The sequence below is a fragment of the Lonsdalea britannica genome (genome assembly GCF_003515985.1).
Taxonomy (GTDB): domain Bacteria; phylum Pseudomonadota; class Gammaproteobacteria; order Enterobacterales; family Enterobacteriaceae; genus Lonsdalea; species Lonsdalea britannica.
In genome coordinates this window covers 2,388,324-2,413,251 of sequence record NZ_CP023009.1, presented here as the reverse complement: position 1 = coordinate 2,413,251, position 24,928 = coordinate 2,388,324, and the positions used below count along the sequence as shown (strand labels likewise).

Below are 24,928 nucleotides of genomic sequence, written 5' to 3'. Positions count from 1 at the left end.
GGAGCTATCCATGCAGAGCGCATGCGCCACCCGTTCCAAGCTGCCGGATGTCGGCACTACCATCTTTACCGTGATTGGCCAACTGAGCGCCGAGCATCAGGCGCTGAACCTGTCGCAGGGCGCGCCTAACTTCGCCTGTGCGCCTCAGCTGATCGACGCCGTCTCCCAAGCCATGCGCGACGGACATAATCAGTATGCGTCCATGACTGGTCTGAGCGCATTGCGCCACGCGCTGGCGGAGAAAACTGAACGGCTATATGGCGCCCGTTACGATGCCGATGAGGAGATCACGATCATGGCCAGCGCCAGCGAGGGGCTTTACTCGGCCATTAGCGCGTTGGTGCATCCGGGCGATGAAGTGATCTATTTCGAACCCGCGTTCGACAGCTATGCGCCGATTGTCCGTTTGCAGGGCGCAACCGCAATCCCGATCAAACTGTCGCTGAGCGATCTGCGCATCGACTGGGATGAAGTGGCCGCGGCCATTAACCCCAAAACCCGGATGATTATCGTCAACAGCCCACATAACCCCACCGGGATGGTTTTCGACGAACACGACATCGAACGACTCACCGCTCTGACGCGCGACACCGATATCGCCATCCTGTCTGACGAAGTGTATGAACACATGGTCTTTGATGACGGTATCCATCACGGCATGGCGCGTCATCCGGCGCTGGCGGAACGCAGCGTCATCGTGTCGTCGTTCGGGAAAACCTATCACGTTACCGGCTGGCGCGTCGGCTATTGTCTGGCGCCGAAAGCGTTGATGGATGAAATTAGAAAAGTGCACCAGTTTATGGTGTTTTCGGCGGATACGCCGATGCAGTATGCATTCGCCGCCATGATGGCGGACCCGCAGAGCTATTTGGGACTGGCCGAGTTCTATCAGCACAAGCGAGATCTGCTGGTGGATGCGCTGCAACCCTCTCCATTCGAGCTGCTGCCGAGCGGCGGTAGTTTCTTCGTGCTGGCGCGTTTCAGGGAGTTCAGCGATCTGAGCGATGACGATTTCGTTCTCAAGCTGATTCGGGACTATAAGGTCGCCACCATCCCGCTGTCGGCGTTCTATAGCGAAGGCGTTGACACCGGATTGATCCGTTTAAGTTTCTCGAAAGATGATGACACGTTGCGGGAAGGCGCGCGGCGGTTGTGTCAGGTGCGGTAGTGTGGGAAACGTTGCCTGAAGCGCATCAAATCCGGGCGTGAACGCCCGGATCCTCGTCGTCCAGTTACTTCGCGGTGACGTCTAATCCGCCGAAATATTTTTTAGACAGTTCGTTAATCGTGCCTTTGGCTTTCACTTCAGCAATCGCCGTATTCAAACGCTGGCGAAGCCCGTCGTCGCCCTTACGCAAGCCGAAGGCGATACCGCGTCCCAGAATGCTCTCGTCTTCCACCGCGCCGCCCACGAAGGCGAAGCCTTTACCCATCGGCTGCGACAAGAAACCGCTCTGCCCGGCCGCAGCCATCACCAACGTGGCGTCCAGACGACCAGACTCCAGATCCTGGTAAACCTGATCCTGGTCTTGATAAGAGACCACATTGACGCCTTTGGGCGCCCAGTGAGCATTGGCATAGCTTTCCTGCACCGAGGACTGTAATACCCCGACCTGTTTTCCGCGCAGCGACGCTACCGTCGGCAGCAGTCCGCTGTCCGCCCGGGCGATCAGCAAGCTGGGAATGTGATAAATCACATCGGTGAAATCAATCGCCTGACGTCGTTTTTCAGTCACATTCATGGCCGAGTTAATGATGTCGAATTTACGCGCCTGCAGGGCCGGTATCAGGCCGTCGAAGGAGGCTTCGGTCCAGGTGCAGCGAACTTTAGCGGCTTCACAGACCGCATTGCCCAGATCCACGTCAAAACCGGCCAGGTCGCCTTCCGGCGTTTTATATTCAAACGGCGGATACAGGGCTTCCAACCCGAAACGCACCGTGGTCTGTTCCGCCCAGGCGGATCCCAGCGTGAACAGGCATCCAGCCAGAAGTATGGAGGTCATTTTCTTCACTGCTACAGTCTCCGTTTTTATCTTTTATCAGGGAAATAGCGCTGATGATTTAACAGCCCGAGAATTACGCGTAGCGTCGGCGAGAAGCCTTGAATGCGCGCGCCGTCGCCCTATTCAGCATACCGCGAATAACGGAATAGTCGACGATGTTCGGCAATGAAGATGGCGGAGACCATCAAAGGCGGAAAAATCCCTTTTGAGGATGGGGAGTTCCCCTCTGCCGGGGCTACCAGGGTGACGCTCGTTAAGTGATTAACCGCGTAGAGTCCTAGTCACTATGCCAGGGTGATTGAACGATTTAGCGCCTTTTACTGACGTCGGCGAGACATCTCCCCCCCAGTCGTGTTAGCCGCCGCAGGTGTAGTTCAAAAAGAGGAAATAGCTGTGAAATGGCGAGAGAATTACCTTGTCTGACCGGGGGAAGAAGAGGCGTTGACATTCTTCTGTCAAGAGAGGAAATCGAAGACGACCAGGATAGAGCATAGCCCCCTCTATGCTCGGTAATTTTCACCTTAATCACGGGTTATTACATCACTCCGCCAATCGTTTACGCAAAGAAACAATTAGTAACAATAAGCCAGGAGAGTGTATGCCGCATTCCCTTTAACGAATTATTTTTAACATATTCATCGCATTCGAAAACAAGTTAGGTTCATCGCGTTGATGCCAAAAGATTATCTCAGTGAATAGAATTTTTTCCTTCAGGGTATAGAAAATAATTTCACCCATTGTTAATGGGGAAAACCATTTAATATAATGAAAAGTTTTTTAAATTAAAAAATAAAACAGCTATTTTGAAATAATGTTCTGAGTGTGTATACGATATGAAGATGATTTGTTTATATGCGATTTACAGCTTCGATAATATTTTTTGCGTTAAGTTTTCTAAGGATATTTTTCTTATGACTGCTGATAGTTTTCTCACTCAGACACAGCATCGAGGAAACTTCTTTATTTGACTTCCCTGTGGCGAGTTGCTCAAGAACAAACATTTCCCTGGATGATAGTCTCCTTGGTTTCGGCTCGGTGTTAATATAGAGTGGAGATTGGGTGGCTTTCTTTATCGAAGAGACTATCTCAGCAATGGGACTTTTCAGCCCGATAACTGAGTCGCATTTCTGATAATTTAAGTTATAGCACGATGCGTTGTTTTTAAAGAGAATAATTCTATTTTCCTTATTGATGAATTTTATCACGTCGACAAGAGATGCTGTTATCGGGCATTCATTTGAAGTTCCGATAAAAAAAACCTTACTGACCTCTTTATTGGGATATCGCATCAAATCACTCACATCAGTCGCGACATGGCTCATGTCGACTGTAGTCATAATCTTACTACGAATTATTTTTTGAAGCGAATAAGTTATTATTTCATCTTCGAGAAAAAACACATAATCCATTGTTTCTTTATTACCTCCAACTTTAGTCACAACTAGCCATAAATCGCCATTAGCATAAAAGAGGCGATGCCATAAAATTATATCTCTCGTGTAGGATTTTTAAGAAGTATAACACCGAATAAAAAGAATGAACATCAGTCACATTATTTCAGAATTTTTTCAGAAATGACCCCTTACCAAGAATTTTCTTAACAATAAGAAAGTTTACCCCTCCTTTTTTAAGACCAATTTCAAGCGCCACACCCCCCACCTCCTCATCCCGAAGAGCGCCGCCAACACTGGATTATCGCACCATTCACTCACGCAGCCAGATACAAGCTCCCCCTTAAAATGCATGCGCTCCACTCAGTACATATGGTAATCACGTCTTATCACCGACAGGCGATATCGATTTCAGAATCAGAACCCATTCTGATCGCGGATTATCGTTTTCCTACTCCTGTTAATTACTTGTAAACGACCACCTAATTCCCGTGGATTTAAAATCAGGCATGTGTTTTTTATTTAGAATGTCTTATCTTTCATCTTGAATTACATCTAAATATAATAACATTACGGTAGTTAATTTATGACATTTCAGATACGCATCCTCTTTTTCACAGTGAAGATAATATAGATAGAAACGGGAGGTGATGGATGAATCATTTACACTATCTCTCTATTTTTACGCTGATTATTAATTTTTCACCAGGCTGGCAATAGCTTTCTTATCCAGCACGACTCAACACCCATCATTCCCCTCAGATCATTAGATTTTCCTCTTTTTTCCTTTCGTGGTGAGAAAACCGTATCGCGCCGACCGAATTAATGCATTTTTATTTTTTATATCTCAGGAGACATTGATAAAAATATTTTATACGTTGATATTTATTATGGGGGGTTCAATTTATGTCATGTTGGCTTTCCTGAATCAGTTAGTTATTTTGGTTTCATCGTTCTGCGCAACTTTGACAGGCCAAAATATTACCGGCAGGTACACGTCCCCCTCTCCGCATTAAGTTAAGAGGAGATAAAAAAATAAACAAAAATAATGCCATCAATGACACGATCGTTAAAGTTCTTGGGGTCGACCCTGTGTTAGCGCAATGATATCCATATCGGTAATCAGGCAGCTGATATTACCATAGCCTTGATACTATTTCATAATATACTGTCGACAAAGTGAGATTTAATTAGCTAAAGCATATTGATTAACATTAACACCAATACCGATCGAAGAAATATAATAACGGCGTAACTACGTATATCTTTATAGCGAAGGCGCATTAATGATGGCGCATCGCGTCGAGATATCCTATTCGTGAATAATATGGATGGGAGAGAGGCGATAAAAAGCGCCAGGACTCAGCATGGCTGATCATGAATCCCGGCAGAAGGGAGATTAACGTGAAAAATAGGCCGTTAGCGTGGACCGGCGCCCGCCAGAAACATATCGACCGCCCGTCGGGTCAGCTCACGGATTTCATCGGTGCTAAACGGTTCAGGCTCACACTGGAAGATGCGAATCTCTGTTTCAGCCGTAACTAGCGCCAGAAATTGCAACGCGCGAATGCGAGGGTCGTCCTGTCGCAGATCGCCTTGTTCCATCGCTGTCGTCATCAGATTGGACAGCACATCCAGGCACTCGCTGGGACCGGATTCGTAAAACAGCATACCGATGTTCGACCGCCCGGCTTCCGCAACCACCATACGATAGACGGCCAGTGCGCTACTGTCATTGGTGAGCACTGACAACATGCATTCGCCGAAACGCATCAGCGTTTGATTAAAGGAGACGCCGGTTTCGATGCGATCGGCCAGCTCAGCGACAGCGTCTGACAAGTGCATCGTCGCATGGGCTCGCACCACGGCGACGAACAACGCTTCTTTGGACGGGAAATAACTATAGAGGGTAGCTTTGGAGCCTCCGAGACGCTTCGCCAGTTCATTCATCGATGCGCGCTCGTACCCCATCTCCTGGAAGAGTTGGGCCGCAGCGCTGACGATAGATTCACGACGGGCCTGAGTCCGTACTTTCATTGTCTCACCTGCAATAACGAGATTGGCATATCACCATTTTCTTGACAGCAAAAAAAAATCGGTGCAAAACTGAACCGTACGGTTTATTTTCGCTAATTGTCATTACTGTACCGCCGAGGTCTGACCTTGTAAAGGCTGGCCGACTTCAGTCAGCAAGCCGGTTTTGGCGGCTTTCGGTATCACTTGAATCTGACAGAGTCCCTCTCATGTATAACCAGCTCAAGATGTTGCGGTCAGTTATTCTGCTTGTCGGGTTCTGCGTGGCCGTGAATACCCCTGCGCAAGACCGGCCATTATTCAGCGTCGAACGTGGCGTACAACCGCCGCCCGCCGTGACGTTGTCGGCCGTTTCTCTCGCCTCGCGTGACGCCCGCCCAATCGACTGGCGTAAATATATGAGCGTAAAAATTAAACCCGTGGCACTCTATCGCAACGTCCACTTTCCACCCGAATCTATGGCGCTCGCCATCCGGATATCTAAAGAGTCAATATACAATGGGTTACCTTGCGGAGCTCAGCCCTCGTCCACCCGCGGCTTCCTTTGAGGGGCGTTCATCGCCCGAATTATCATGAAAACATGCCGTCATCTTACCGTCTGCGCGCAGTGCGACAGCGTTTACCAGAAGCCTTTGCTGCAAAATGGCGAATCCGCTCGCTGCGCGCGCTGCTCGGCAGTACTGTATCGCGCGGCACCGATCGATCTTAACGCGTGGCTGGCGATCACGCTGACGGCCGCGATCGTCTGGGTGCTGGCTAACATTTTTCCGGTACTCCGGGTCAGTTTCCACGGCGTGCAAAATTCAGCGACGCTCTGGCAGACCGCCGTCGCGCTCGCTCAGGGGCCGACGCTGCTGCTGGCTTTATTGACCGCGCTGCTGCTCATCGTCATCCCCGCGCTGCAAATTTTGCTGTTTGGCTGGATACTGTTGTCCGCCCGGCGTCGGCGGCGCGCTCCGGGATTTATTCTCTGTATGAAGATTCAGGATCGAATCCGTCCGTGGAGCATGGTTGAAGTCGGCATGCTCGGCTTTATGGTCGCAGGCATCAAACTGTCGGGATTTTTGGATGTGCTTCCCGGTCCCGGCTGCTGGGCAATGGCGACGCTAATGGTGCTTCTTGTGGTGATCAGTCATCGGAATGTGCTCATCTTGTGGGACTACACCGATGCCCCGCCCCCTCGGGAGGCCGCTCATGCGTAGTCCAATACGCGCCGTACAGCTCGGCGTCATTGGCTGTCCTTTATGCCGCCTCGTCTGCGAGCCAGAGCGCACATCGCCTATACCAGCGCGGTGCCCGCGCTGCCATACGCGCCTTCACCCGAGACACCCCGCCAGCATCAGCCGTTCCTGGGCGCTCCTGATGGCTGCGATAATTTTCTATATCCCGGCCAACGTTCTGCCGGTGATGTACACCAGTCTGTTTGGCAACGGCAGTGAGAGCACCATCATGGCGGGGGTGATCGACTTCTGGAACGCCGGTTCATACGGTATCGCCCTGCTGATTTTTGCCGCCAGCGTGGTGATTCCGTGCATCAAGTTTCTGGCGCTCGGCGTGCTGCTGATCTCCGCACGGAAACAGAGCGCCGGCGCCCGTCTCGAACGAGCAAAGCTGTATCGGTTAACCGAGCTCATCGGTTACTGGTCCATGCTTGATGTCTTTGTCGTCGCGGCCGTTTCCGCGCTCGTCAAATTTCAAATGCTCAGCGATGTAGAGCCGCGCAGCGGCATCTTGTATTTCGGTTTGGTGGTGATACTTACCATGCTTTCCGCAATGAACTTTGATCCACGCCTCATTTGGGATGGTGATGATAAATGAATGCTACGAACGACCCACACAACGAACCCGGCGATCCGGACATCTCACGCCAACGCCGGCACATTTCGTTGGTGTGGCTTATTCCGGCGATTGCGCTATTTACCGGCGCGGCCTTGCTGGCGAAAACGTGGTTCTCGGCGGGTCCCGAGATCACGATTACCTTTCTGACAGCCTCAGGGCTGGAAGCCGGTAAAACAGCGGTCAAGTATAAGGACGTGACGGTCGGGACCGTCTCGTCCCTTGCGCTCGACGACGGCGGTGACCGCGTGCGGGTCACCGTACAACTGGATAAGAGCGCGGAAAACCTGGCGCGGGCCGATACCCGTTTCTGGGTCGTCCGTCCTCGCGTCGGCATGGGCGGCGTCACCGGGATTGATACCTTGTTGTCCGGCGCCTATATCGGGGTTGATAAAGGCGCGTCCGAGGAATCAAAACGCGCCTTCTCCGGACTCGAAGCGCCGCCCGCCGTCATCAACGGAATGCCCGGCAGTCAGTTTGAAGTGTTGACGGACGATTTGGGATCGCTCGATATCGGCTCTCCGGTTTACTACCGCCGGGTCCAGGTCGGCCGTATTGCGTCCTATCGGTTAAAAGAGGACGGCAAAAACGTCGCGTTACAGGTCTTTGTCGACGCGCCTTATAACCGCTTCGTGACCGCCAATACCCGTTTCTGGAACGCCAGCGGTCTGGATGTCTCAGTCGGCGCCAACGGTTTTCGCCTCAGAACACAAACGATCGCGTCCATCGTGACGGGCGGTATCGCCTTCGCTACTCCCGATAGCGATAGCGGTTCACCCGCTGCCGGAAGCGACATCACGTATCGGCTCGCCAAAGATCAGGACAGCGCAATGGCGCCGCCGGACGGACCAGCGATATTCTTCCAGCTACGTTTCGAACGCTCGCTACACGGCCTCGCGGTCGGCGCGCCCGTCGAGTTTTCCAGCATCAAAATCGGTCAGGTTGTATCGGTGGAGCTGGACTACAACCATACAGGCTACCGCTTCCCCTCCGTCGTCGGCATCGAGGTGTATCCCAACCGGATGGGCAATGTGCTGAACAAGCTGCCTAAAGTCACGGACAACATCGAGCAGGAAACGGCCAGGTTCACGCGAGACCTGGTCGATCAGGGACTGCGCGCTCAGGCGGCGTCCAGCAATCTCCTGACCGGTCAGCTCTATATTTCTCTGGATTTCATTCCGCAGGCGCCCAAGGTGAAGTTCGATTTAAACGCTCACCCGCTGCGCCTTCCCACCACCAGTGGAGGGTTTGATCGCCTGCAGGAACAGCTGGCCAGTATCGTCAGCAAAGTCGACAAGATGCCGCTCGAATCCATCAGCAACAACCTGAACGCGACGCTGGGAAGCCTGGATAAAACGTTACGTCAGGTGAACGGTCAGACGTTGCCGGAAACCACGCAGTTGCTCAAGCAGATGCGACAAACGGCTGAAACGGCTAACGGCCTGATGGCGGAAGATTCACCGATCATGATGACGCTGGGGCAAAACCTGCAGGAACTGCTGCGCGCGTTGCGTTCAATGCGCACGCTGGCCGACCAGATAGAACGTCATCCCGAGTCGCTGCTTCAGGGCAGACCGCACGATCCGCCACTCACTCAGGTCAGCCCCTCACCCCATTCAGGAGCGACAAAATGATCGCACACGTCCGTTTTTCCTTCGCTACCGCCATCATCCTGCTGCTGGCCGCCTGCGCATCACCGCAGATGAATTATCACACGCTGGTGCCAGCCGCCGCGCCAACGCACGCCACGCCCCCTGCGCCGTTTTTGATCGCCGTACTGCCGGTTGGCGTACCGCCGCAAATCGACCTGCCGCAGCTGGTTGTGCGTCAGGGTGAAGGCGGCGTCGGCGTCCTCGACAATGAGCGCTGGCTCAGCGCGCTCAGCGATGAGGTCCGCACCGCGCTCGCTGCGGGACTGGTAGCCCAGTTAAACACGCAGGATATCTCCGGGCTGCCGCGTCCTGCGGATAACCCCGTCATACGCGTGCTGGTGCAAATACGTCGCTTGGACGCCTGGCCGGGCCAGCGTGTCCAACTCGAAGCCGACTGGAGTCTCAGCCAGCCTGGCGCCGAACGTTCGGCCCGTCTGGTATGCGCCAGTCGTTTCACCGAGAATGCGCCAGGCGGAATACCGCAGCTGGTAGCGGCGGAGCAACGTGTGTTCGCCCATCTGGCTACGCAGATCTCAACCCACGCCCGGCAGTGGTACGCCAATCCCAACGCGTCCTGCACGGGATAAGCCACTTGCGCGGATAAAAACGAAGAAGCGGTGCGCAAACGCCAAGCGTCCCGCTTTCATCATCTGCGGTTCTGCTTCCAGAGCCCGATGCTTTTCGGAAAGCATGCCTTCATTCGCGGAGATGTCGGTCACCGCGCGCGATGCGCCGTTATTCTATCCGCTCATTACGGGTCAGGAAAAGATACCACCCGTCGCTGACGGGTGTGAGATCCTTAGTTTTATAAAACGTTAGGCCCGTTAGTCACGCCCTAAGAAAAAGGCGAATGATTATATTTAAAAACAATATATTAAACAAATTCAGAGAAGCCAGTCACACTTCGGCACTTGCCTCTCCAACCCCAAAAAACGCCCCTAAATATCCTCAATTTCATCCTTAAATAAAATAATACCAGCGCATTATTACGCTGGATGTCCGCATCCCAGCACAAAATCTCAACAAAAAATAAAATATAAATAAAATCGTTAAATAACAATTAGTTATAAAAATATCAAGCCATGGAGATATGCAGCTAAACTTAGCGTAATAAAACTATTTCATTCGAAGGAGTTGATTATGTCTTTATCAGGTAAAGTCGCGCTGGTGACCGGCGCCGGACAAGGTATTGGCCGAGGGATCGCGCTGCGTTTAGCAAAAGACGGTGCGGATATCGCACTGGTCGATGTCAAAGACGACAAAATCAAATCCGTCGCGGAAGAGATCCGCGCATTGGGCCGTAAAGCCGTCATTTACAAGGCCGATATCAGCGTGCGTGAAGAGGTGTTCGCCGCCGTTGATTTTGCAGAGAAAGAGCTGAACGGCTTCGACATCATCGTCAACAATGCTGGTATCAGCCAGACCAAAAATTTGCTCAGCGTCACCAAGGATGATGTCGAGAAGATTTTCCAGATTAACGTGCAAGGCACGCTGTGGGGCATTCAGGCGGCAGCGACGAAATTCAAGGCGCGTAATCAAAAAGGGAAAATTATCAACGCCTCCTCCATCGCCGGTCATGAAGGGTTTGCCCTGCTCGGCGTCTATTCAGCGACCAAATTCAGCGTACGTGCGCTGACACAGGCCGCCGCTAAAGAGCTGGCCAGCTTCGGCATCACCGTCAACGCCTATTGCCCCGGCGTCGTCGGCACGGACATGTGGATCGAAATCGACAAACGTATGGCCGAAGAAACCGGTGCGGCGATTGGCGCGACCTACAAGAAATATGTCGACGGCATTGCACTGGGTCGCGCGGAAACGCCCGAAGATGTGGCGGCATTTGTCTCCTTCCTCGCCAGCCCTGACTCCGACTATATGACCGGACAAGCGCCGCTGATCGACGGCGGATTGCTGTTCAACTGATTCTCTCGCCTCACTCCGGGACGGGCGGCCATGAGGCCGCCCTTTTTTTGTCGTACCGACTACGACGTAGCCGTGGGTAATAACAAAGGATCGACGGAGATCTCTCTTTTCAGCGTGCGCAATGCAAACGTCGAGCGAGTATGTCGGATACCCTTAACGCGGTAGAGCTTCTGACGCAGAAACCGCTCGTAGTGCTCGGCATCGGCCACCACGATCTTCACTAAATAGTCATAATCACCCGTGACCAAATGCGCCTCCAGCACTTCGGGCATGTCCATCAGCGCCTGACCGAACTGCTCCAGCATACGATCGTCATGATGCTCCAGCGTGATCTCGATGAAGAAGACTTCCGATGCCCCCACCGCCTTGGCATTGATGACCGCCACATAGCCCTCAATCGCCTTGGTCGATTCCAGACGTTTGAGTCGCGTCCAACAGGGCGACGACGAAAGCCCGACTTCTTCGGCCAATTCCGCCACCGTCAGGCGACCATTACGTCGCAATGCCGATAAGATTCGCTTATCGGTCATATCCAGCGCTTTATCTTTATTTGCCATCAATTCCCCACTACAGCATAGCTATGCTTAGATTTTCATTATCACCATAAATATTTACCGAATTAACGTATAAATAAAGAAAAACGCAGGAAATAATTAGCGACAACCCTCTTTATACTGAAAAAAGCCGCCAGTTCATCCACTGGCTGACTCTCTTCAGGCCCGCGCGGCAAACCGTAAGTAAGGTTGCCTTCAGGCACGGATTTATCGACACGACGGAATAGCGCGCCCACTGTCCAGATTGATGCTCGCAGGTGATAAGAGGGAAAGAACATGAATAAAATATCGCTATTGGCTGTTCCCGGGCTCTTCCTACTCGCGCCGCTGTTGTTCTCCGGCAACATGGTGGTCGCACGCTGGATCAGCCCTGAAATCCCGCCGCTCACGCTGGCTTTTGCAAGATGGCTCATCGCCGCTGTGGCCATTTTTCCTTTTATTCTGTCGCCTTTGCGCCGGGCTGCGCCGACGCTCCGCCGACAAGGAAAAGATATCGCGTTGCTCGTTCTGTTGGGCGGCGTGCTCAGCGTCGCGCCGCAATATGCCGCGGCGCATCACACCAGCGCAGGCCATATCGCGCTGCTGTTTTCACTCTCTCCGATCATGGTTTCCGTCATTGAACGTGTGGTGTGGCGCATCCCGCTGCACTCCAACTTCTTCATCGGCGCGAGCATCGCCTTCCTCGGTATTTGCGTGGTGGTATTCGAAGGGAATATTTCACATCTGCTACAGCTGAAATTCAATCAGGGCGACATCATCGCCTTTATCGCGGCGACCGCCTGGGCCGGATACACGGCGCTATTACGCCAGCGTCCCATTGCCGTATCGGCTTTCGTACAGCTGTGGATTATCGCCATGGGCAGCGCCGCCATTCTCCTGCCCTTTCTGCCGCTGGAATGGCGCATCACGCAGGCAGCACCGGTTCTTTCAGCGCATCTACTGTACGCCATTCTGTTTCTGGCGCTGGTGGCGGGTATCGCCGCCTACAGCGTCTATTCGCGTATTGTGAGCTTGCTGGGCGCGGCGCGCGCCAGCACGTCCATGTATCTGGTGCCGGTGTACGCGTTTCTGCTGTCCTCGCTGTTCCTTCAGGAACAGCTGTACCTCTACCATTTAGCGGCAACCACGCTCGTGTTGTTGGGCGTGACGTTGACCACCGTACATAGCACTTCTGACTTCAAGGTCCCCGCGGCCTGAACAGGTCGCGCACATGTGTTCTCCCCGAAAAACAAGAAAGCCCGCCGACAATGTCGGCGGGCTTTGTGATCACGCTAGCGCAAACCTTGCTCCCACGTTATTCAACGCGGGACTTACGGCGCAGAACGTTATGACGTTACTGGTGATGTCCCAGCGCGGCCGTGTGATTATCCAGTTTGAAGAATCCCATCGTTTCGTCCAGATTGACCGCCTGGTCGTTCAGGGACGCACTGGCTGAGGCTGACTCTTCCACCAACGCCGCATTTTGCTGCGCGACCTGCTCCAACTGAGTAATCGCCACATTCACCTGTTCGATGCCTTTCGCCTGCTCGGAAGAGGCCAGCGAAATTTCCTGCATGAACTCGTTAACCTTTTTGATTTCACCCACCAGCAGATTCATATCGGCCGACGAGTCAGACGCCACTTTAGAACCCATCGACACTTCGTTAGAGGTCTCTTCAATCAGCGTTTTGATTTCACGAGCCGAACCCGCGCTGCGCTGCGCCAGATTCCGTACCTCAGCCGCCACCACGGCGAAGCCTTTGCCTGCTTCGCCGGCACGCGCGGCTTCCACAGCGGCGTTCAGCGCCAGAATGTTGGTCTGGAATGAGATGCCATCCATGATCGAGATGATATCGTTAATCTTATTCGAGCTGGTCGCAATACCGTCGATCCGCGCGATGAGCTTGCCAAAGTTGCTGGCATTCTTTTCCGCCAATTCAGCCACAGTCGCCGTCAGCGCCATTGCGCGCTGGGTGTTAGCGGAGTTTTCGTGGACCGAGGACGTCAATTGCTCCATGCTGGCAGCGGTCTCTTCAACCGATGCCGCCTGCTCTTCCGTACGGGAGGAGAAGTCGCGGTTAGCCGCAGAAATCTGCTGCGCGCCGGAGGCCACGGCCGCCGAAGAGTCACGCACATCGGCAACGATTCGGCGGAAAGCTTCCTGCATGTCCTTCAGAGACTGAAGCAGTTTACCCATTTCAGTGTTGTGCTGCGGCGGAATGTCCAGCGCCAGCGAGCCGCCTTCCATCATGCCGAAATAGTGTCGAACGCGTTCAACCGGCGACAATACGACGGTACGAATAAACTGAATCGAGCAGATACTCAACAACAGCACCACCACAAACGCCGCGATAAGGATCGTCAGGGTGGTTTTGTAGAAGCTCTCCGCTCGTGAGATTTCACTGTCGCCGACGGTTTGTGCAAAGTCGATGAAATTCATCAGTTTCTGTCTGAAGACTTCACCTTTCTCTGCGGCTAACGGTTCGATTTGGCCATAAAACTGGCTGACATTGCCTTGGTTTAGTGCAATCACCATCGGGTCGATAGCGGTAGACACATAGTCATCGAATGCCGCATCCAGTTCCGCACGCAGCTGTCGGCCCTGAGGGGTCAACGCACGCGTTTTACGCAGGTCAGTCATCGTCAACTTGGCTTTGTCGACATACGTACCCAGTTTTTTCAAATTAGGCGCGACGGTCTCGGTATTATCTTTTTTCTCGATAGATGAGGCGATATTCATCGACAAGAGTCGGGCACTCAATAAATCGGTGTAGGTAGAAGACAGTGGAATGACCTGGTCGCCCTGAATGGTATCCACTTTTTGAATTGAACTATTGCTCTGGATAGAAGAAAACAAACTAAATCCGCACAGCGCAGATAATAATATAAAAAATATAGCGATAACGGCATATAAGCCGCTTCGAATCTTAATTCGTTCGTACATTTAAAAATCCTTGGTTATTATCAGTATTCTTTGGGGCTATCGACTAGGTGGTTTAAATCTTTAACAAGCCTTTAAAACAAAAAGACTTATCACGCCAAAATGTAAATTCGTGGATTATACGTCTAGCAATAACACTAGCAGCAGGATAATAAACCAGCAAAGTCAAAACTGGGTGTGCGCATCATCGAATGGGAAAAAGAAAAAGGATAATGAAAAAGTGCGACGAAATATTTGCCGCACCAAATAGAGAGCCTGGGAATTATCACCTAACTAAAATAATACTTTATTCAGTGATAACGATTGCGTCGCCTATATTTCGCACAAAATTACTTTTATAGGTTGAATAACGCTAAAGCCGAATACATTGATTACGCCCTTTTTTCTTCGCCAGATACAGGGCCTGATCCGCCCCCTCTTTCAAACGCTGGGCATCGCAGGGATGTTTAGACGTGTAGGAATAAACACCGACACTGACCGTAACAATTTTCTGCGGCAGCTGAGACCCCTGATGTTTGATAGCGCGCGTCCTCATCGCTTCAACCATCTCGTTGCCTACCAGCTCCGCCTGCCTGCCGGAAAGCCCCGGCAAAATAATCGAAAACTCTTCCCCACCGTACCGGGCGGGTTGAGCGCCTGCCGGGAGCGGGAGCGAACGAAGGATTAGCCCGATTTCAGCCAGGCAGCGGTCGCCTTCGATGTGACCATAGGTGTCGTTATAACGTTTGAAAAAGTCGACGTCGATCATCGCGAGCGCCACGTCGCCGCCCTCGACGCCCGCCGTCGTCAGACACTGTTCCAGATAGAGATCGAACCGGCGACGATTCGCCAGCTGAGTCAGCGGATCGACCAGCGCCAGCTCTTGCAGCACCTGATTCTGGTCTTCCACTTCCCGGTGCATCATGGAAAGCATCTCTTTGTTACGCACCGTGATACGGATCTGTTTGAGAACAAAGGTTCCCAGCAACACCAGCGAAATCAGGACCAAAAAGTTAACGGCTATCGCGGCGATATTATCCGCCATCCAGCGCAGTTGCAGCTCATTTTTATTCACGCTGGCAGCCGCGATCAGCGGATATCGTTTGAGCTTTACGTAACCCACAACACGCGTCTGACCATCAAACGGCGTATGCCAGGATCCGACGCCGACAGAGCTGCTTTTCAGCGCTTTATCCGCCAACGCGCCGGTGGAGTATTTCTCGATCAGCGTTTTTTGTTCATTCGGATAAACGTACAGCGGGGAACCGTCGACATTTAGCAAAGACAGAATCGAGTCGTAATTCAGGCTGAAATAGCTGTAAAAACGCCCGAAATAGTTAGGATCGACCGAGGCCAGGAAAATGCCTTTAAACTCGTTGTTTTTGCCGTTGATGCGCTTCGATACTGGAATCACGGATTTCCCCGAGATCACGCTGATGCGCGGCTGACCGATGAACAGGTCCTCGCTGGTATTGCTCTTGTTCCAGATGAAGTAGCTGCGCTTGGACGCGTTATACACATAGCGAGAGCCCTGCCCGGTCGAGGCAATCAGGTTGCCTTTATCGTCGAACAGATACAGTCCGACGATTTGCGGAAGCAGCACGCGATGAGATTCAAGCACGGCGGTGATCTTTTCGGCACTCAGCGAATTAATATCGCCGTGAATCTCACGCATCGTGTCGATAATGGCCAGCTCTATCGGCACAAAGGTATCTTCCGCCTGACGCGACAAAATCACCGAGAGATTGATGACATCCTGCTCAACCTCCAGGACCTGCCGATGGTAGGACTGCCAGAAGTTCCACCCGTTGGTCGTGGCTAACACGATGAAACTCACTACCAGGAAACCAATCATGGTTTTTCCCGGTGCAGAAGGATTGTTTTTCCCTAAGAGACGACGCAATCCGCGCGGTGTGAACGAAGCAAAAGATTTATAAGGCATAGGTTTTCCTGAAAACATGAATCGCCTGAGGGCGTTCATGCGGGCACATCCTACTAAATCGCACCGTGGTTGTGTACCAACTCACGCTTATGGCTCGCCATTTCGCTGTGACGGCGCCCTGAATCAAGGCCATGAGCCGGGTGCGCATACAAGAGACGCCGATCCTCGTGTAGACTCACTACATCATGATTAGCATAGTTTATGACATAGCGCCGCGTGACCTGCCGTTACGATGACAGCACCGTATTTCGCCGGACGCCGTTGCGCCCGGCAAACCAAGGAGAAAAGATGAGTAAAGCATCCGCTGCCGGCCTCACGGCCACCGAAGCGCTCGACAAACTGGAAGCCCTGTATGACGCAGCGGTCGCCTCGCTGCGCTCCGCCATTAGCGCGTTTATCGATGAAGGCACGCTGCCGGACGCCACGGCGCGCGCCAACGGTCTTTTTGTTTATCCCGAGCTGCGTGTCAGTTGGGATGGACGCTCTCCTTCTGAGAACAAAACCCGCGCGTATGGCCGATTGACCCACGGCGGCTGTTACAGCACCACCATCACCCGCCCCGCCCTGTTTCGCGGCTATCTGTCTGAACAGCTTGAGATTCTGGAAAACGAATACGCCGCCGTGATCGAAGTCGTGCCTTCACAGCAGGAAATTCCCTATCCCTACGTTATCGACGGCGCGAATTTGGGGCTGAACCGCTCGATGAGCGCCGGGCTGGCGCAGTATTTCCCGACGACCGAACTGGCGCAGATCGGCGATGAAACGGCAGACGGCCTGTTTCATCAATCCAAAGAAAACTTTCCGCTCTCTCACTTCGATGCGCTGAGAACCGATTTTTCGCTGGCCCGTCTCAGACACTACACCGGCACGCCGGTCGAGCACTTCCAGCCTTTCGTCTTGTTCACCAACTACACCCGTTATGTGGACGAGTTTGTACGTTGGTCCTGCGAACAGATTGCGGATGAGAACAGCCCTTACTACGCGCTCTCCTGCGCCGGCGGCAGCTACACCACGGCGGAAACGCGCCATCCCGAGCAGGCGGGCTCCGATCTGGCCTGGAAAAATCACCAGATGCCCGCATACCACCTGCTTTCTCGGCAGGGACGCGGGATTACGCTGGTGAATATCGGCGTCGGTCCTTCCAACGCGAAAACCATCTGCGATCATCTCGCCGTCCTGCGTCCCCATGCATGGCTGATGATCGGCCACTGCGGCGGTCTGCGCGAAAGTCAGTCCATCGGTGATTACGTGCTGGCTCACGCCTATCTGCGCGATGACCACGTGCTCGACTCCGTTCTTCCGCCGGACATTCCAATTCCCAGCATCGCCGAAGTACAGCGGGCGCTCTACGACGCCACCAAGACCGTCAGCGGCATGCCCGGCGAGAAGGTGAAACAACGCCTGCGTACCGGCACCGTCGTCACGACGGACGACCGTAACTGGGAGCTGCGCTATTCCGTTTCAGCCCGGCGCTTCAACCTGAGCCGCGCCGTCGCGGTAGATATGGAAAGCGCAACGATCGCCGCACAGGGTTACCGCTTCCGCGTGCCTTACGGCACCCTGCTCTGCGTCTCCGACAAACCGCTGCACGGCGAGATCAAGCTGCCCGGACAGGCCAACCGTTTTTATGAAGGCGCGATTTCCGAGCATCTGCAAATTGGCATCTGCGCGGTCGACCTGCTGCGTTCGGAGGTCGATCAACTGCACTCCCGCAAGCTCCGTACGTTCGACGAACCGCCGTTCCGCTGATACACAGACCCACCTCACGTTTAGGAGCCGTCAGCGGCTCCTTTTTATTTCACCGCGTTGACATTGACCCTCTGCCTCACCGGCTTCATCGACGTTCACTCTCGTCACGGGCGTCGATGGCATGAAAAGAAAACCCCCGGCTTTCGCCGGGGGTTAGGACCAAGTTTCGACCAATGTCTGCGGATAGCGACAGAAGCCAGAAGCACTCAATGTGGATCAGAAGTCCACGTTGACGCCCAGTTGGAACGTTCTGCCCGGCATCACTGCCAGCTGCTGGTCATAGGCATCCTGATTGTTAGAACTGGTGAGCTGACGGCTGCTCAGATAATCCCAGTACTTGCGATCGGTCAGGTTATAAACGCCGCCGCTGAGTTTAACCGTCGGCGTCACACGCCAATAGGCCGTCAGATCCACCAGACCATAGCCGGGAACGCGCATATACTCGGTAGTGGAATCAGTAATGGTCGTGCCCGTGTTGGTGTAGGTTTCACGGTTGGTCGCCGTCGCCTGTTTGCCTTTCTGGAACGTCGCCGTCAACGCCGCCCCATAGAGGTTATCCGGCGCATCCCAGCCCAGTCCGACTACCGCTTTCATCGGCGCGACGCTATCGAGGTCGACATACTTGTCGCCGGAATAGCTGGACTTGGACTGCCCTTCGCTATAGCCGACCGCCAGTGTGGTACTCAGCCCCTGAAGCGCGTCGAACCAGGTTCCCCACTGCACTTTGCTGCTGAACTCCGCGCCGTAGATAAACGCCTTGTCGCGGTTTTCTGACTGGTAAGCAATGCCGATATTCGACGGTACGTTGGTGAACTTGTCCGGGTTATTCGCCCGCGTATAGCGCGTGTAAGCGATAAAGTTCTTGTAGGTGTTGTAGAACAGCGCTGAGCGGAAGGTCACCCCTTCGGTCATTTCCCCTTTTAACCCCAGCTCATAGTTATTGCTGGTCTCCGTTTCCAGCTCGTTGTTGCCGATCAGCGCATACTGCGACGCTCCCGCATAGGAAGAACCCAGTCCCCACGATCCGTACAGCTGGCTGGCATCTGGGAACTGTGCGCCGCGCTTGTACTGGACGTAGCTGGTCAGACGCGGCGTCAGCGCATACTCAAGGCTCAACGACGGCAAGACCTGCGTGTCGCTGTTGGTGCCGTAGAGCTTCTCGACATCTTCCGTCGTGATGGCCGTGCTGTTTTCGGTCAGACTGCTCAGATTCTGCGGTTTGGTCCGTTGGTACGCGACGCGCACTCCGGGCGTGATCGACAGCGTTTTGCCAGCAACATCCATCTCCATGCGATCCTGAACGAAGCCGCCGAGCGTATCCGTGCGGCTGTCGGCTTCCGGCTGCATGATGGCGTAGTACGTGGTTTGCGCCGGATCCTGGCTAAACGGACGCTGGGTATCGGACTGCTGAACGTTAAAGCCCCAGCTGAACTGATGCATACCCCACGTTTTCATCATGGTGGTTTCAGCGCCGTAGGTATCGACGTTGTAGTCCGAATTGACCGTATACATGCTGCGGGCGGTCAGCGGCATGTAGGTTTCGTCTTGGGTTTTGGTGTTCTGGTAATAGATGCGCGAGTCGATAGCGTCAATCCACGAATCCACGGAGGACGCCGTCCAGTTATGACGCAGGCTGCTGCTCCAGCGGCGGGTATCGCTATCCTGCTGCGCGTTGCCTAAAATCGAACTCCCCGAGGTATCCCAGGAGTCGTAGTTCGAATGGGATGTCTTGGTGTAGTACTCCAGCGTGCCAGTGAAACGGTTTTGATCGTCCGCCTGCCAGATCCCCGAGGTCATCACGGAGGTGGAGTGCCAGTTCATCGGATACGCGGACAAGACGCCGCTATTGTTCTGGGTTTCCTGACCGTCGCGACGGCTGATCACCACGATACCCCGCAGCGTCTCATCGCCGCCTGCCGCCGTGATGCCGTTGTGCCAGCTGCGGTTGGACGAGTCATAGTCGCTCTGATAGCCGAAATAGGTGTGTTTTGACGGAGACAGGTATTGATCCGGCGATTTAGGGCGGAAGGAGACCGCGCCGCCAATGGCGTTATTGGCGCGTTCAACGCTCGTCGCCCCCTGATCGATGGTCACCAAACCGTACATGTATGGGTCGATGTAGTCACGGCCAATTCCGAACGTATTTAACCCGGCACGTCCGGCATAGCTGCGCGCGGTCGCATTGGGCAATGGAATGCCGTCCACGTCGATGGCGACGCGGTTGCTTTCGAGACCACGGATGTTATAGCCGGTGTAACCGGAGCGATCGAATCCGCTTTTGCCGTTATTGGAACCCGCGCTGGAGCTGGTAGCGCTGACCAACGGCTGATAGCGCATGATGGAGCCGAAATCATTGCCGCCTTTTTTCTGTAATTCACTGGCGTCTAACGTGACGCGACTCCCGGCCTTGGTGTCGATGGGCGCGGAAATCACCGTCATCTGCTCGCCCGGATTGTCGTCCTGCGGCTTGGCGGCGGAAGCCGTCGCAGCCTGGGTGGCAGATGTGGTCTGCGCTTTCTTGGCTGTCTGCGTTTTATCGTCGTTATCAGACAGCGCGGCCAGCGCACTAAAGGTGGTGCTGGTCAAGACGCCCGTCAGGATAATCCGGATCAAACCTGAGAGATGTTTTTCTTTTGTATGCAAGAACATACTGAAACCTCAAATGTTAAAATCGTTATATTCTTGCTCATGCATTGCTTCGCAGTATTTATTCATTATTTTTGTAGTTATAACGGCGCGGTCAGCTCAGCGTTTCTGCCTTGGCCGACATCGCGTCCGACAATCCATCAAACGATATTCCCTTCCCGATTCAACGCCGCAGCGAAACCTGAGGCGCCGCGGTTTCACGGTGCGGGCTGACAACGACATCGGCTTGATACCAACGCGTGATCGCCGGTTGGGTAATCACCTGCTCCGGCGCGCCTTCCGCCATGATCCTGCCGTCATGCAACAGCACAACCTTATCCGACCATAACGAGGCCAGATTCAGATCGTGTAATACGCAGCACACCGCCAGCTTTCCCGTCGAGGTCAGCGTTTTTAGCAGCCGAAGCAGCTGCTGTTGGTGATACAAATCCAGCGCCGACGTCGGTTCATCCAGAAACAGCCACCCGGCAATGCCGTCAGGCCGCCACAGCTGGGCCAGCGAGCGCGCTAACCGCACCCGCTGCTGTTCGCCGCCGGACAGCTGAGGATAAAGCCGACCGCGCAGCGTCTCGCAGTCGGTCAACGCCATCACCTCGTCCAATACGCGCTCATTCGCATCGGTTGGCCAGGGCGAACGTCCCATCGCGATAACGTCTTCCACCCGAAATTGAGCCTGTAATACGCTGTCCTGACGCATGACCGCCCGCTGACGGGCGAGTACGTTTGGCGTCCATTCCGCCAGCGGGCGGCCGTTGAGCCTACACTCTCCACCGTGTGGAGAATAAAAGCCCGTCAGCAAGCGCAGCAACGTCGACTTACCGGCGCCGTTAGGGCCGATAACGGTCGTCAATTCGCCCGGCGTCAACGTCAGCGACACGTCGGTCAGCAGCTGTCGGCCTCCCGTCCGGTAGTTGACGTGGTGAGCGCTCAGGCACAGCTCCCGCATCTCAGCCATGTTTATGCCTCAGAATCAGCCATAAAAACCACGGGCCGCCCACCAGACTGGTCAGCAGCCCCACCGGCATTTCCGCCGGGGCCACCATCGTTCGCGCCAGCGTATCGGCCAGCAGCAGCAGGAGCGCGCCGCCCAGCGCCGAACCGGGCAACATCCAGCGATGATCCGCGCCCAGCGTGATACGAATAAGATGGGGCATCACCAGACCCACAAAGCTGATAATGCCGCTGACCGCCACGGCTGAACCCACCAGAATGGCGCTTAAGATCACCATCTGACGCCGTGTCTTGCGGACATCGACACCCAGATAGTGCGCTTCTTCGTCGCCCAGCTGGAGCAGGTTGAGACGCCGGGCCAGCCGCTGCAAATATCCGGCGCAGGGCAGCACCAGCGACGCGACGATTATGACCATCGACCACTGGGCCTGCCCCAAACTGCCCATCCCCCACAGAGACAGCTGGCGCAGCTGCTGGTCATTGCTGATCCAGGACAGCACGCCGGTCGCCGCGCTACACAGGGCGTTGATGGCAATCCCTGCCAGCAGCAGACGAGAAAGCGAACTGCTGCTGGCGGAGGCGCTCAGCGCGAACAGCAGGACCATAATCACGGCGCTGCCCACAAACGCCGCCAGCATCGGCCAGTAGAGCGCCACCATCGCAGGCAATGCGATGGGAAACACCACCGACAGGGCGACCCCCATCGCAGCCCCGCTGCTGACGCCCAGCAGGCCCGGCTCCGCCAGCGGATTGCGGAAGAGTCCTTGCATCGCCGCGCCGGAGAGCGCCAATGCAATGCCGACCAGCACCGCCAGCAGCACGCGCGGCAGACGGATGTTCAACCAGACCTGCCACGGCAGGCTCTCCGACGACGACGCCAGCAGTTGCGATAACGTAATCGGCATTGCGCCATGGTTGGCGGCGATCACCATTAACAGCACTACGGACACCGCCATGAGCAGCAGCGTCATCGATGGATTGAGCCTCACGGCTGCACTTCCACCGCGTTACGCAAGCGCAACAGCGCCGCTGGCGTATCCAGATCGAATCCCAACATCGCCATGTCGTCGACGACCAGCAGACGTTTATGTTGACCCGCCGGCGTCAGCGCCAGACCGGGCAACTGCCAGATGTTATTTTCGCCGCCGAGGGTTTTTACGCCCTGCTGGCTGATGACCACCCAGTCCGGCTGGCTGGCGACGACGCCTTCCTGAGACAATCGCTGATAACGGTTGAAACCCTGCATTGCATTTTGCAGTCCGGCGGCACGGATAGCGGCGTCCGCCGCCGTATTTTGCCCGGCTCCCATCGCTGACATGCCGCTATGGCTCAGAATAAACAGCACTTTGACGGGCAGCGGTTTCGTCGGCAGCTCGGCGAGTTGCTGATTGACCTGCCGCACCAGGGCCTGCCCTTCTTTCTCCTTACCCAGCGCCTGAGCGATGACCGAGATCTTGGCGGCGATGCCCGCGACGTCCTGTCCAGCGGGTACGTTCACGACCTTCACGCCGCTTTTCGCAATCTGCTCCATCGCCGCGGAAGGCTGGGATAGCTCGCTGGCGAGCACCAACGTCGGCGTCATCGCCAATACACCTTCCGCATTCAGCTGTCGCATGTAGCCGACATCCGGCAGCGCCAGCGCTTCTTGGGGATGCAGGCTGGTGCTGTCGCGCGCGATGACGTCGCCGCCCGCCTGCAGGGCGAAAACGATTTGCGTGACGTCGCCGCCGATCGTCACCAGCCGCGTCGCCGCCTGTAGCGAAAACGGCAGGCACAGCGCCAGCAGCAAAAAGATTTTCTTCATGCGGCGGCTCCCGGTGTCACCAACGCAGATACTTGCTGACGCCACTGCGTCTGTTCCGGTGCGCCTTCCGTGCGCTGACCAAACAGCTGCGCAATCTGCGTGCCATCGGCGGCAAACAGTTCCAGACTGGTGACAATACCGTCGCGCGTGGGCTTACGCGTTACCCAGCTTTCCGCAATGGTGTTGCCCTGCAAATGCAGCGTGAACGCCTTGTTGAACACGTTGATCCAGTGTTCCATCGGCACCACTTTCTCGATCGCGCCGGTAAAGATCTGAACGCACCCTCGATTGCCGACAAAGATCATGATTTCGTTGCCATCCTGATGCGCTGCATTCAGCAACGCAGATAGCGCCTGGTTGTCCACCAGACAGGCCAAGTCGTCGCTCACATGGCGGAAAGCCTGCTGACGCGTCAAATTGTGCCGTTTCAACAAAGGGAAAAATTCGTGCACGTCTTGCATATCACGCCACTCTTGTTCCAATCGCGCGGCATCGACAACGACGTCAGCCGCGGGCGCGGCATAGGGCGTGAGCGCCAACGGCGCATTGTCGGAAGCGGTGAAACGTTCGACCGTTTCCTGCCATGTCGCCCAGTCGGTGTGCTCCGTGCCATAGACCTTTAAGACGGCGTCACCCTGACGATCAAAGAACTGAATACTTTGGCGCTCGCCGCGCACGGTTTGCTCGATAAAGAAAAACACGCTGGCCCACTGCTCGGGGAAGACACGCAAATCCAGACCACGCGGATTGAGCACCAGCCCCACGTGTTCGCCGATACGTTGGTTACGGTAAAACCCGATCTGCTCATGCACGGCATATTCGTTACGCGTGATGGATTTTGTCTCCCCCACATTTTCGAGCGCCGCCAGAATCTGACGCGGCTCATCGGTCAGCCGACGGGCTTCGTGGCCCACACGCAGGTAAGAGAGCTCCGCTTCACTGATATTTATCAACTGGGCCAGTTCACGCGCGTATTTTTTTGGATGCTGCTCTTTAAGTTGCAGATAATCTTGATAATTGTATTGCATGAATAGAAAGCTCCGACATTCGCACTGTCTTTTAGCAGGATTTTTAGGTGTCTACACCGACGGTAATGATAATTATTACCATCCTCATGAAAATTTAACAACCCGATATTGACTGCATGAAGAAACCTTAATTCCACATTTCATCAAGGGGTTAACCACGAAAAAATAATAAATAATCAGAGAAGCTAATCGATGGAAATATAGAAAGTGGGCGTCGTCAAGCGGGCGGAGAACGTGTTGAGAGGCGTATGAATACGTCTGTAAGGAACTGGTCGCCGACGAACCGCTGAATATAGGCATGGAAGCGCTGACTGTAGACATGACAACGGCGCGGAGACGTGGGCCCACGTGTAGTCACCGCGCTTTGGGATGCAAAAACAACACGCAAAATTTAAAACCATCCTAATGGATTTAATTTAAATAAAAGCCAAACGAAGCGAAAAAAACGTATTCTTTTTTGTCTTAAAAATAATATATAAACGAAAACGAACTATAACTCAGAATATATTTATTACTTAT

Annotated in this window: 19 protein-coding genes; 8 read left to right on the top strand and 11 right to left on the bottom strand. The window is 54.2% G+C overall.

All coding sequences use genetic code 11. The annotated features are described in order from the left end of the window. The first annotated feature begins 10 nt into the window (after positions 1-10). On the top strand, positions 11-1,168 hold the full coding sequence (locus tag CKQ53_RS11060; RefSeq protein ID WP_085651910.1) for a methionine aminotransferase: 1,158 nt from the start codon (positions 11-13) through the stop codon (positions 1,166-1,168). Positions 1,169-1,232: 64 nt separating this feature from the next. On the opposite strand, the gene CKQ53_RS11055 is transcribed toward CKQ53_RS11060, so the two are convergent. The 3 genes from CKQ53_RS11055 to CKQ53_RS11045 form a co-directional block, all read right to left on the bottom strand. After that, a complete protein-coding gene (locus CKQ53_RS11055; RefSeq protein ID WP_085651911.1) occupies positions 1,233-2,012 on the bottom strand; it encodes an ABC transporter substrate-binding protein in 780 nt (259 codons plus the stop codon). A gap of 839 nt (positions 2,013-2,851) precedes the next feature. After that, positions 2,852-3,442 (bottom strand): helix-turn-helix domain-containing protein, encoded by a 591-nt coding sequence (locus CKQ53_RS11050; RefSeq protein WP_139824013.1) that lies wholly within the window; start codon positions 3,440-3,442, stop codon positions 2,852-2,854. Positions 3,443-4,813: 1,371 nt separating this feature from the next. Continuing rightward, positions 4,814-5,431 carry a TetR/AcrR family transcriptional regulator gene (locus tag CKQ53_RS11045; RefSeq protein ID WP_085651913.1) on the bottom strand — a complete coding sequence of 206 codons (618 nt, stop codon included), beginning with the start codon at positions 5,429-5,431 and terminating at the stop codon, positions 4,814-4,816. Between the two features lie 569 nt (positions 5,432-6,000). On the opposite strand from CKQ53_RS11045, the gene CKQ53_RS11035 reads away from it, so the two are divergent. The 5 genes from CKQ53_RS11035 (at position 6,001) to CKQ53_RS11015 (ending at position 10,836) form a co-directional block, all read left to right on the top strand. Beyond that, positions 6,001-6,630: a paraquat-inducible protein A gene (locus tag CKQ53_RS11035; RefSeq protein WP_094117710.1), complete on the top strand. Its 630-nt coding sequence runs from the start codon at positions 6,001-6,003 to the stop codon at positions 6,628-6,630. Continuing rightward, positions 6,623-7,246, top strand: a complete 624-nt coding sequence (locus CKQ53_RS11030) for a paraquat-inducible protein A (RefSeq protein ID WP_094117709.1) — start codon at positions 6,623-6,625, stop codon at positions 7,244-7,246. The genes CKQ53_RS11035 and CKQ53_RS11030 overlap by 8 nt, the downstream gene beginning before the upstream one ends. Further along, positions 7,243-8,898, top strand: coding sequence for a PqiB family protein (locus CKQ53_RS11025; RefSeq protein ID WP_085651917.1), 1,656 nt, complete (start codon positions 7,243-7,245; stop codon positions 8,896-8,898). Before CKQ53_RS11030 ends, CKQ53_RS11025 begins: the two co-directional genes overlap by 4 nt. Further along, positions 8,895-9,503, top strand: a complete 609-nt coding sequence (locus CKQ53_RS11020) for a PqiC family protein (RefSeq protein ID WP_085651918.1) — start codon at positions 8,895-8,897, stop codon at positions 9,501-9,503. The genes CKQ53_RS11025 and CKQ53_RS11020 overlap by 4 nt, the downstream gene beginning before the upstream one ends. 553 nt (positions 9,504-10,056) lie before the next feature. Beyond that, positions 10,057-10,836, top strand: a complete 780-nt coding sequence (locus CKQ53_RS11015) for an acetoin reductase (protein ID WP_085651919.1) — start codon at positions 10,057-10,059, stop codon at positions 10,834-10,836. A 59-nt stretch (positions 10,837-10,895) separates the two neighbouring features. Here the strand turns inward: CKQ53_RS11015 and CKQ53_RS11010 are convergent, their stop codons facing one another. Further along, positions 10,896-11,393 carry an Lrp/AsnC family transcriptional regulator gene (locus CKQ53_RS11010; RefSeq protein WP_085651920.1) on the bottom strand — a complete coding sequence of 166 codons (498 nt, stop codon included), beginning with the start codon at positions 11,391-11,393 and terminating at the stop codon, positions 10,896-10,898. A gap of 273 nt (positions 11,394-11,666) precedes the next feature. Between CKQ53_RS11010 and CKQ53_RS11005 the strand changes: the two genes are divergently transcribed. Further along, a complete protein-coding gene (locus CKQ53_RS11005) occupies positions 11,667-12,587 on the top strand; it encodes a DMT family transporter (RefSeq protein WP_094117708.1) in 921 nt (306 codons plus the stop codon). Between the two features lie 136 nt (positions 12,588-12,723). Here the strand turns inward: CKQ53_RS11005 and CKQ53_RS11000 are convergent, their stop codons facing one another. Further along, complete coding sequence (locus CKQ53_RS11000; protein WP_094117707.1) at positions 12,724-14,313, bottom strand: methyl-accepting chemotaxis protein; 1,590 nt, start codon at positions 14,311-14,313, stop codon at positions 12,724-12,726. A 349-nt stretch (positions 14,314-14,662) separates the two neighbouring features. Then, positions 14,663-16,231, bottom strand: coding sequence for a sensor domain-containing diguanylate cyclase (locus tag CKQ53_RS10995; RefSeq protein ID WP_094117706.1), 1,569 nt, complete (start codon positions 16,229-16,231; stop codon positions 14,663-14,665). 288 nt (positions 16,232-16,519) lie between these two features. Here CKQ53_RS10995 and CKQ53_RS10990 point away from each other — a divergent pair, with 288 nt between their 5' ends. Beyond that, positions 16,520-17,980 carry an AMP nucleosidase gene (locus tag CKQ53_RS10990; protein ID WP_094117705.1) on the top strand — a complete coding sequence of 487 codons (1,461 nt, stop codon included), beginning with the start codon at positions 16,520-16,522 and terminating at the stop codon, positions 17,978-17,980. Between the two features lie 216 nt (positions 17,981-18,196). On the opposite strand, the gene CKQ53_RS10985 is transcribed toward CKQ53_RS10990, so the two are convergent. From CKQ53_RS10985 to CKQ53_RS10965, 5 genes are all read right to left on the bottom strand, one after another. Continuing rightward, positions 18,197-20,629, bottom strand: coding sequence for a TonB-dependent receptor domain-containing protein (locus CKQ53_RS10985; protein ID WP_094117704.1), 2,433 nt, complete (start codon positions 20,627-20,629; stop codon positions 18,197-18,199). 160 nt (positions 20,630-20,789) lie between these two features. Next, positions 20,790-21,581, bottom strand: coding sequence for a heme ABC transporter ATP-binding protein (locus tag CKQ53_RS10980; RefSeq protein ID WP_094117703.1), 792 nt, complete (start codon positions 21,579-21,581; stop codon positions 20,790-20,792). After that, positions 21,574-22,548 carry a FecCD family ABC transporter permease gene (locus CKQ53_RS10975; protein WP_167444814.1) on the bottom strand — a complete coding sequence of 325 codons (975 nt, stop codon included), beginning with the start codon at positions 22,546-22,548 and terminating at the stop codon, positions 21,574-21,576. Before CKQ53_RS10975 ends, CKQ53_RS10980 begins: the two co-directional genes overlap by 8 nt. Positions 22,549-22,562: 14 nt before the next feature. Next, positions 22,563-23,381 carry a heme/hemin ABC transporter substrate-binding protein gene (locus CKQ53_RS10970; protein WP_094117702.1) on the bottom strand — a complete coding sequence of 273 codons (819 nt, stop codon included), beginning with the start codon at positions 23,379-23,381 and terminating at the stop codon, positions 22,563-22,565. Continuing rightward, on the bottom strand, positions 23,378-24,409 hold the full coding sequence (locus CKQ53_RS10965; protein WP_085652653.1) for a hemin-degrading factor: 1,032 nt from the start codon (positions 24,407-24,409) through the stop codon (positions 23,378-23,380). The genes CKQ53_RS10970 and CKQ53_RS10965 overlap by 4 nt, the downstream gene beginning before the upstream one ends. Between the last annotated feature and the right edge of the window lie 519 nt (positions 24,410-24,928).